The following is a 10096-nucleotide window of genomic DNA, read 5'->3' as shown; positions in this document are numbered from 1 at the left end:
GGGCGATGGAGCCCACCAGCATGGTCTTGCCCAGCCCCGGCACGCCTTCCAGCAGCACGTGGCCGCCGGCCAGCAGCGCCGTCAGCACACCGTCCACCACCTCGCGCTGGCCCACGATCATCCGGCCCACTTCCGCGGCGATGGCGTTGAAGACCTGCTTGAACTCGGCCGCGGCGTGGCGCGCCGCATCGATGTCCTGTATTGCTGACATGTCGTTCCAGTTTCGGGAAGGGGATGGAGATCGCTGCATTGTCGCGCCGCTGGCTTGCACCAAGGTTGCGCCTGCGGCGCGTAGAGCCCCCCGGCAAAAGCGACCTGTGGAGCGATCTGTAGGAGCGACTTCAGTCGCGAAAGGCTCCACCGGTAAAGCCCGGTCGCGACTGAAGTCGCTCCTACATTCGCTCCCATGCATGGACCGGTCGCCGGTCCATGGCATTGCAGTCGATCCTACAGGGCGGCCTGGGCGGGTTCTCACTCCTCGATCAGGCTGTAGCCCATGCCCCTGACCGAGTGGATCCTGATCGCGCCGGTCTTCTCGGCCAGGTTCTTGCGCAGCCGCGAGATCTGCGATTCCAGCGAGTTGGAGTTGACCAGGCGGTCGTAGCCATAGACGCGCGCCTCCAGCGACTCGCGCGGCACCAGCACGCCGGGCCGCGCCATCAGCGCCGCCAGCACCAGCGCCTCGGTCCGGCGCAGCGCCAGCGGCTCGTCGTTGACCCAGAACGCCCGGTTCTCCACATCGTAGGCCAGCGGCCCGAAGCGCTTGACCTCGCGGTTGCTGGCGATGCCGTGGCGCAACGCGTTGCGGATGCGCGCCAGCAGCTCGCGCGGCTCGAACGGCTTGGCGATGTAGTCGTGCGCGCCGGATTCGAGCCCGTCGACCTTGGCGTCGACGTCGGCGAGCGCGGTCAGCAGGATGATCCGCTGCGGCCGGTTGTGGCTCCTGGCGAAGGCGATGAGCGAGAGGCCGTCGCCGTCGGGCAGGCGGCGGTCCAGCAGCACCAGGTCGAAGTCGTTGTCCAGGATCACCGCCCGGGCGATGGCCAGGGTAGGGGCCAGGTCCACCACGAAGCCCTGCTTGGCCAGGAAATGGGTCAGCGTTTCGGCGATGTCCTGATCGTCTTCTACCAGCAATAGCCGCATCACCTGGCCTCTGTGCCTGCCGCGGGCTCCCGGGGCCCGCTGCCGGTCCGGGTCCGCGGTCGCGGCGCCGCCGGCCGCCGGCGACGCCATCGATCGGCGTCGCCGGGAGCCGGTGCCCGCGCGTCAGAAATCGTACTGCAACTCCAGCGACAGGGTACGCCCGGCGGCGTTGTAGCGGGCGGTGTCGTAGGGCCGGGTCTCGACCACCACGAACGGAGGCGCGCTGTCGAAGATGTTGCGGCCGACGAAGTTCAGGCGCAGGTCGTTGCGCATCTGCCAGGCCAGCGACAGGTCCCAGGTCAGGTACGAGTCGACGGTCTTGGCGTATTCCGGGCGGTCGAGGACGCCGGCGTACATGTTCACCACGTAGTCGTTGATGTACTCCGGGGTGTAGTACGCCCACAACGTGGCGTTGAAGGAACCGTAGAACCAGCGCAGCGAGCCGATGATCTTGTAGTCGTCCACGCCCTGCAGGTGTCCCAGCGTGGATACCGGATCGCTGTCGGCGAAGGCCCGGCGCTCGGCCTTCAGGTTGTCCAGGTAGGTCAGCCGGGGCTCGAGGCCGCCGAAGCGGGTATCGAACGCGTAGCCGAGCTCGTAGGTCACCGATTCGTACTCCGAACCGAGGATGTTGAAGATCATGTTCTGCATGCCGACGACCCTGCCGGTCTCGTCGCGCCGGTAGAACTGCTCGAGCGAGTAGATCGTCTCCTGCCGCAGCAGCGAGTACAGGTCGTTGAGGTTGGCGTACTCGTTGTCGACCTTGATGCGGCTGTAGCTGGCATCCAGCGACAGCCCGCGCAGGGCGCCCTGCGGGCGCCAGGAGAGGCTGTACGAGCGCTGGGTGGAGGTCTCCGGCCTCAGGTCGGGATTCGGCGCCGTGGTGCGCGGTGCGTAGTAGGCATTCGGGCTCCACGGGAAGTCGCAGTTGGGATTGCAGTCGTACAGCGGGTCGTTGAAGATGATGGTGTCGTAGGTCGCCGTGCCGGTCGTGTCGAACAGGTTGGTGTAGGGCGGGGCCTGGAATCCTTCCGACCACCTTGCCCTGAAGGCCAGCGCGTCGTTGATTTCCCAGTGGAAGCCGTAGCTGGGGGTGGTCCTGGCGAAGGTGTTCTTGCCGTACACCAGCTCGCCGCCCATGTCGATCGGGATGCCGTCGACGGTGCCGATCGCGCCTTCGGTCTTGTAGGTGTCGCGCCGCGCGGCCGCGCTCAGGGTCAGCGACTTCACGCCCGGCAGGCTGTAGTCCTTGCCGAACACCGGGATGGTCATCTCGCCGAACATGGCATGGCGGTCGCGGCTGACGGCCTCGCCGGTGAAGTTCTTGACCTCGTTGCTGCTGACGCCGTCCTCGTAGTACTCGCCGCCGACGGCGTAGTAGATCTTGCCGGCCGGCAGTTCGTACAGGCTGCCGTTGAGCCGCAGTTCGTAGCTTTCCACCCGGGAATTGCGCTGCTCCTCCTGCTGCAGGTAGAAGAAGTCGGTGATGCTCGAGCCGCTGCCGTTGGCCGACGAATTCCACGGGTTGACCGCCAGGTTCGGATCGCTGCTGGTCAGGGCCCGGCACTGTATGTCGAACAGCGCCTGCCGCTGTGCGAGCGCCTCGCCGCTGAGCCGGCTGTAGGCGAGATCGTGGCTGTAGCAGGCCACGCCGTTGGGCGAGGTGGGATCGCTGATCAGGGACACGATGGAGTTGAAGTTCCACGTCGAGCCCTTGGTCTTCGAGGCCGACGTGGTGTATGCCAGCTCCAGCCGGGTGTCGGCGTTGAACTCGTAGCTCAGTGCCGCGTTGGCGTTCCAGGAGGTGGAGGTATTGCGGATGATGCCGGGTTGCAGCACGCCGGCGTCGATCTCGGCCTCCGGGTAGTAGTGGACCGTGGTGCCGGGCGTGTAGCTGTTGAAGTAGTAGGCCGGGAACGGGTTGTAGTACTGGCCGGGAGCCAGATTCAGGGTGAGGCCGTTCTGGAAGGTCTGTTGCTGGTGGTTGCGCGAGCGGCTGTACAGGCCGTTGAAGGTGAAGCGCAGCCTGTCGGTGATGTCCTGGCTGAAATTGAACGTGGCGCTGTTGGATTCGGATTCCGGCCCGGCCAGCTTGGGAACGAAGTCGCGCTTGGCCTCGGGGCCGAGCACGATGAAGTCGTCGATCGTCGGCACGCCGGTGAAGCCAGCCGGGACGCTCAGCCCCTGGGCGATGGTGGTGGACCGGTAGGTCTCCGGGTCGTAGATCTCGTACGACTGGTCGATGACGCCCGGCTGCAGGCCGCGGCCGAAGCTGCGCCTGTCGTAGTACGAATCTCCGTCGTAGTAGTCCGAGTAGTCTTCGGTGACATAGCCGGACTTCCAGTTGTTGACCGGCTTGCGCTTGCCGTGGTCCAGGGTGATGGAGACGTTGCCGCTGTTCCAGGCATAGCCCGAGTACAGGCTGATCTTGCGGCTGTCGGCGTCGTTGCTGGAGTGTTCCTGCTGCACGCTGAGCGTGCTGCCGACGTGGTTCTTCTTCAGGATGAAGTTGATCACGCCGCCCATGGCGTCGGCGCCGTAGACCGCCGAGGCGCCGTCCAGGTTGATCTCGACCCGCTCCACCGCGCTCAACGGGATTCCGTTGAGGTTGGCGAAGCCGTCCTCGATGCCGGCGGCGCCGGCGACGCGGCGGCCGTTGACCAGCACCAGCGTCTTGCCGGCGCCGACGCCGCCGAGGTTGGCGGCGGAGACGCCGAGCGTGCCGATGGCCGAGACGCTGGCTTTCTCCCTGCTCGACAGCGGCCCCCGGCTGCGATCGTTGGTGATGTCGCCGATGGTCGCCAGGTTCTGCGGCAGCGTGCGCACCAGTTCCTCCACGCTGGTGACGCCGCGCGACTTGATCTCCTCCTGGTCGATGATGACCACGCGCGAGGTGATGTTGCCGTGCTGCAGGCGGCTGCCGGTGACCTCGACGCGGTCCAGCGAGGTCGAGACGTCGGCGAACCGGGCAGGATCCTCCTCGTTCCCTTCCTGGCCGGTTGCCGTCTCGCCGGCCTGGTCCTGGGCCGGGGAGGTCGTATCGATCGCCTGGCTCCATGCGGACGACATGACGCCGTACAATGCGACGGCCAGCAGGGACAGCGGGAACTTCTGGGTGTTCAAAGGATGATCTCCTCGTGTTTCCGGGCTCGATGGGGGTAGTGACTCACTGGCAACACCACGTGCTTCCGGCAGCTACGCCTCCCGCGTCCGCTTGCCATTGTGCGTGCCATTGCGGCTTGGGTTGAGCGCAATGCCACGGCATGACCGCATGGCCCGGAGTGGCCCTCCGGGCTGTCCGTCCGAAAGCTTGTTCCCCGTGCCTCGGCCGGCGATTCATAGTTACGTCATGAACCTTGCATGGACCTTACGCCGGGCCTCGCCGCGACCGGGAAGTGCAGGCGTGCGGCGCGTCCGCTGCCGTGGCCCTTGCGCGCGTGGCGCGACCACTGCTCGGCCAGCCCCCTCTCGACCGCGGCGCGGCAAACAGGCATCTTGTCGCGAGTCGCAGCCGGGAAGGCGCGCGGTGGGGAAGCGGCGCCATCGCGGCGCGGTGCCCTGGCGGCAGGCCGGCCGCCGTCGCCGGCCGCGGCATCCGCCTCCGTTCGCGAAGCAGCCGGGACCATGCGAGAGACGCAGTGAGACAGAAGCCGCTCAGTTGGATGTACAAATCGATGCTGGGGCAGATGACCCTGCTGACCGTGATCTTCATCGGCGGGATGGTGTACTACCTCGGCGTCCGCCCGATCCTGGAGTCGACGCCGGCCACCGACGGCGATCCGCTGCTGCTGACCGGCAGCGAGGTGGTGCGGACCCTGAGCCGGTTCATCCAGGACAGCCGCAGCGGTGGCGACGTCGCCCCGCTCGAGGCGAGCCCGCTGCTGCGGCAGGTGCGGGAGCGGAACCCGCGGTTCCGCTACTACCTCAGGATCGACGACCGCGAGTTCGGCAGCGGCGCGGATTCCTACTACCGGAAGATGCAGCTCGACGAGATCACCCGCCTGCGCAGGCGCTCGGCCTACCCGGACCTGTGCACCCAGGTCGGGAACGCACTGGACGGCGACGACGGCCAGGGTTCCGTCAGCTACATCGACTGCAACGGCCAGCTCAACTACTACGAGTACTCGGGGTTGCAGCACCCGCTGGACCTGGACGCCAGCCTGGCGCGCTACTACCCGCAGTGGGTGTGGTCGGGCAGCCGCGGCCTGGTGCTGGCCGGCGCTGGCATGTTCCTTATCTTCACCCTGATCGTGATGATCAACGTGGTGATGATCCGGCGCATCACCGCGGTGACCAAGTCATTCGACCCGAAGAACCTGGAGCGGAAGCTGCCGGAGAAGGGCTTGCCGAGCGAGGTGGTGCCGCTGGTGAAGGCGGTGAACGAGATGATCTCGAAGGTGGACGAGGCGCAGAAGCGGCGCGATTTCTTCCTGTCCACCGCCGCGCACGAGATGCGCACGCCGCTGACGGTGCTGCGCACCCGCCTGGAAATGCTCGGCGACGGCCCGGTCAAGGACAAGCTGGTCGGCGACGTGGGCCGCCTGACCAGCCTGGCCAACCAGTTGCTCAAGCTGATGAGCATCAACAGCGACCGCAGGCTGGATACGCTGGTGGACCTGGTCGCCGCCTGCAGGAAGGTGATCGCCGAGCGCGAACTGCTGGCCGAGGTGCGCGGCATCGCGCTGCAGCTGGAAAGCGCGGTGCCGACGCAGCGGATCGTCGGCGATGCCGGCCTGATCGAGGTGGCCATCGCCAACCTGGTCGACAACGCGATCTCGTTCTCGCCCGACGGCGGCCGCGTGGTCCTGGCGCTCGATGGCGACGGGCGGCTGTCGGTGCGGGACTTCGGCCCGGGCATTCCCGAGGAGAACCTGTCCACGCTGTTCGAACCGTTCGCGAAGTTCCCGCCCAACCGCAACGGCCATGGGCTGGGGCTGGCGATCGTCAAGGCGGTGGCGGTGCTGCACGGGGCCGGGATCCGCGCCGACAACGCGGCCGGCGGCGGGGCGGTGTTCACGCTGCACTTCGAACACGTGGACTGAGCGCCGCGTTTGCGTGGAGCCGAGCTTGCTCGGCCGAGGCTCCACCGGGAACGCCCCAGCCGAGCTTGCTCGGCTCTACGAGCGCGCGGGCACGTCCCGCGCAGCGGCGTGGCCCCGGGGCTTCAGCGCACCCGGTTGCCGTAGACGTCCCAGACCTCGACCGGGCCGAGGCCGAGCGCACGGATGTCCTGCTCGATCGCCTTCAGGTCGCCGGCCACCACCCAGGTCAGGTCGTCGGGCTTGTAGGTGGCGCGTGCGGCCTGCCTGACCTGCTCCAGGTCGACCTCGGACAATCGCTGCATCGCCCCTTCGGCGCGGGTATACGGCAGGCCGTAGGAGCGCGAGCTGATCATCGATGCCAGGAACGCACCGCCGCTGGCGAAGCCGGAAGGGATGGCGCGGATGGCCGATGTGCGGTCGCGTTCGAGTTCGGCCTCGGTCGGCGGGCGCGTGCCGACGTAGTCGGCGATCTCCTTCCTGATCTCGAGCATGCCCCGCGCGGTCCTGTCGGACTGCAGCGTGCCGCTGGCGGCGAAGACCCGCGGTCCCTCCGGGGTGTTGGATACCCCGGCGCTGAAGCCATAGGTCCAGCCCTTGTCCTCGCGCAGGTTCATGTTCAGGCGGCTGTGGAAGCTGGTGCCCAGTGCGGCGTTCATCAGCGACTCGATCGCGGCGGTGTCCTTGTCGAACGGCGCCACCAGATGTCCGGCGATGATGCTGCTCTGCGCTGCGCCGGGGGCGTCGATCAGGATCACCCGGGAGCCGGTGCCGCGCGGTGCCGGCCGGCTGTCGTCCGGCAGCGCGGTCGGGGTCGCCGCGCGCCAGTCGCCGAAGTGGCGCTCGGCCAGGGCCCGCGCCTGCTCCAGGGTGACGTCGCCGAGCACGTAGAGGGTGGCGTTGTTCGGCCCCAGCTCGGTGTCGTGGAAGCGGGCGATGGTCTCGCGCGAGGACTGCAGGGCATGCTCGCGGCGGCCCTGCTCGCGGGTCGGGATGCGGCCGTTGGGATGGTCCGCGCCCCAGAGCGCGCGGGCGAACACCGCACCGGCGGCATCGATCGGGTTGCGCTCGTAGGCGTCGTAGTACGCCTCGACATCGGCATCCTCGTTGCGCCGGTCGATCTCCTGCTGCGGGTAGAGCGGATGGCGCAGCAGTTCCGACGCCAGCGCGAAGCTGTCGTCCAGGCGATCGCTGGCGCTGCTCCAGTTGAAGCCGCTCTGGCGCTCGCCGACGGCGGTGTTGAAGTAGAAGCCGACGCGGTCGATCTCGCGCATCAGCGCGTTGCTGTCGTACTTGCGGGTACCCAGCGTCAGCAGCCGGAAGGCCTGTTCGGCGATGCCGGGGGCGTAGGCGCGGTCGACGTCGCTGCCGGTGTCGAACTGCACGCTGGCGTTGACCAGCGGCAGGGTGTGGCGTTCGGCCACCACCAGCCTCATGCCGTTGGCCAGAACCGTCTCGCTGATGGCCGGGAACTTGACCTGGCCGTTGAACTCGCCCGGATCGGGGATGCGGCTGCGGTCGACCGTGCCGCGCGCGTCGCTGGTCTTCGGCGACGGCAGCAGCAGCGACTCGTAGTACGGCTTGTCCAGCCACTTGCGGGCGACGGCGCGCAGGTCCTCCGCGGTGGCCTCGCGCACCCATTGCCGCTGCCGGGTGAAGAACAGCGGGTCGTTGGCGTACAGCTGGCCCTCGGCCAGCATCGAGCCGATCGCGGCGTTGCTTTCCAGCGAGCGCAGCAGCGCGTTGTCGGTGCCCAGGGCGATGGCCTGCAGGCGCTGGCTGTCCTGCGGCCCCTTGGCGAAGTACTCGCGCAGGGTCTGGTCGATCAGCTTGCCGACCCGCTCAGGGGGCACGCCGGGCCTGAGCGTGGCGGAGATGCCGAAGGTGCTGGTCAGGTGGTTCTTGGAGACGCTGGCCGAGACCTGGGTGGCCAGCTTCAGCCGCTCCACCAGCAGTTCGTACAGCACGGTGTTGCTCGAGCCGGCCAGGGTGCCGGCGGCCAGTTGCAGCAGGGTGATCTCCCTGGGATCGTCGTTGGACAGCGGCCAGTTGCGGCGCAGGTTGGCGACCGGGCCGTCGCCGTAGATCACGTCGCGCTTGACCTGCGGGAAATCGGGTACCCACTGCTCCAGCCGCGCCGCCGGCTTGCCGGCCGGAACGTCGGCGAAGTAGTGCGCGACCTTCTGCCGTGCGGTTTCCACATCGACGTCGCCGGACAGCACCAGCACTGCGTTGGAGGCGCCGTAGTAGTCCTCGAACCATTGCTTGACGTCGTCCAGCGAGGCCCGGTCCAGGTCCTCCATCGAGCCGATGGTCGAGTGCGCGTAGGGGTGGCCCTTGGGATAGAAGTTCTGCCGGTAGAACTCCAGCGCCTTGTCGCCGCCGTTCAGCTCGTCCTGGCGCTTCTCGTTCTTCACCACGGCGCGCTGTTCGTCCAGCTCCTGCTGGGTGATACTGCTGCCGAGGTAGCCCATGCGGTCCGATTCCATCCACAGCGCCAGGTCCAGCGCGTTGCTCGGCACGGTCTGGTAGTACTTGGTGCGGTCCACGTCGGTGGTGCCGTTCATGTCCGAGGCGCCGGCCTTGTCCAGCGGCAGGAAGTACTCGCTCCTGCGGTTCACCGTCTCCTGGAACATCAGGTGCTCGAACAGGTGGGCGAAGCCGGTCTTGCCTTCGGGTTCGTCCTTGGAGCCGACGCGGTACCACACGCCGACGAAGACGGTTGGTAGGCTGTGGTCGCTATGGACGATGGTGGTCAGGCCGTTGGGCAGGGTGAATACATGGTGATCGATGTCGATCCGGCCGGCGGGACGCTCCGGCGCGGCCGCCGCCGCAGGCATCGGCGCGGCGTGGGCGACGCCGACCAGCAACAGGGAAAGAACGGACTTCTGCACACGGTTCAACGGCTTGCTCCTGGCGATCGGGCCGCGAGGATTGACGCATGGCAACCTTGCATCAGCCTTGCATGCCGGCCGCGCGTGCAGCCGCGGGCCGGCCGCCTGCCTGCGCCGGCCGGCGGCAGGGGTAAGGTTCGCGCAAGTGTGCTGAGGTGAAATGCTCGCCTGTCTGATTGATGTAGTCGTGGACGATGGCTGAGGCCCCTGCAGGGTTCGACGAGCGGATCGAGCGGCGACTGGACGCCCTGGCGCGTGCCGGCCAGCGCGTGCTGTCGCGGCGCGCGCGTCGTTCGGCATGGCGGCGGGCCAGGGCCTGGGCGCTGGCCTCCACCGTGGTCGTGCCGCTGCTGGCGTTGCTGGCGGCAGGCTTCGCCGTCGTCGATGCCCGCTGGATGCTGGCGGGCTGCCTGCTGTTGCCGGTGCTGGTGGCGGCGATCGTGCAGGGCGTGCTGCTGTCCCGCCGGCGTGACGACCGCCGCGCGGCGCTGGCGCTGGTCGACGGCCACGTCGGCGCCAGGGATCGCATCAGCGCTGCCGATCAGTTCGTGCACGAGCGCAACCGCGATCCGTTCCGCGACGCGGCCGTGCAGGACGCATTGCCGTGGATCGAGCGGGCGCTGGCCGCCGCGATCGAGCCGCCACCGGTGCCGGTGCCGCGGCTGGAGCGGCGGCTGTGGCTGTTCCCGCTGGCGGCGGCATTGCTGCTGGTGGCCGCGTTGTTGTTGCAGCGCGGGCATGTTCCATCGGTGGGAGCGGCTGCGGCCACGGTGGCCGGCGCCACGTCGCCCGCAGCGCCGCTCCCCGGCTCGGCGCAGGCGGGGTCGCAGGCGACCGATGCCGATGCCGAGCGGCCACCGTCCGCCGGGCAGCGCGCCGCCATCGCCGCCGCCTCGGCAGCCGGCCCGCGCGAGACGGCTGCGTCCGGTGCCGCGGCCGCGGCGCAGGCAGGTGCGGCCGGGGTCGCGCGCGATGCGGCGCGGACCGCCGCCGGTGTCGCGGCGCAGCCAGGCAGCGGCG

Annotated in this window: 5 protein-coding genes and 1 pseudogene; 2 read left to right on the top strand and 4 right to left on the bottom strand. The window is 68.4% G+C overall.

Annotation, left to right across the window (positions count from 1 at the left end):
• From LRX76_RS18505 to LRX76_RS18495, 3 genes and pseudogenes are all read right to left on the bottom strand, one after another.
• Positions 1-211: pseudogene (locus tag LRX76_RS18505) on the bottom strand (AAA family ATPase); the annotation flags it as partial.
• Positions 212-471: 260 nt separating this feature from the next.
• Positions 472-1134: a response regulator transcription factor gene (locus tag LRX76_RS18500; RefSeq protein ID WP_231807106.1), complete on the bottom strand. Its 663-nt coding sequence runs from the start codon at positions 1132-1134 to the stop codon at positions 472-474.
• 132 nt (positions 1135-1266) lie between these two features.
• Positions 1267-4266, bottom strand: coding sequence for a TonB-dependent receptor (locus LRX76_RS18495; protein ID WP_231807105.1), 3000 nt, complete (start codon positions 4264-4266; stop codon positions 1267-1269).
• Positions 4267-4805: 539 nt separating this feature from the next.
• Between LRX76_RS18495 and LRX76_RS18490 the strand changes: the two genes are divergently transcribed.
• The gene (locus tag LRX76_RS18490) at positions 4806-6185 is read left to right on the top strand and encodes a HAMP domain-containing sensor histidine kinase (RefSeq protein ID WP_231807104.1); all 1380 of its coding nucleotides are present in this window, start codon (positions 4806-4808) and stop codon (positions 6183-6185) included.
• Between the two features lie 122 nt (positions 6186-6307).
• Here the strand turns inward: LRX76_RS18490 and LRX76_RS18485 are convergent, their stop codons facing one another.
• Complete coding sequence (locus LRX76_RS18485; RefSeq protein WP_231807107.1) at positions 6308-9076, bottom strand: pitrilysin family protein; 2769 nt, start codon at positions 9074-9076, stop codon at positions 6308-6310.
• Between the two features lie 194 nt (positions 9077-9270).
• On the opposite strand from LRX76_RS18485, the gene LRX76_RS18480 reads away from it, so the two are divergent.
• On the top strand, positions 9271-10096 hold an 826-nt coding region (locus tag LRX76_RS18480), incomplete at its 3' end, for a hypothetical protein (RefSeq protein WP_231807103.1).

The organism is Stenotrophomonas sp. MMGLT7, from assembly GCF_021168555.1.
Classification (GTDB): domain Bacteria; phylum Pseudomonadota; class Gammaproteobacteria; order Xanthomonadales; family Xanthomonadaceae; genus MMGLT7.
Note: the sequence above shows the minus strand (reverse complement) of the source record. Positions and strands in the feature narration are given on the sequence as shown.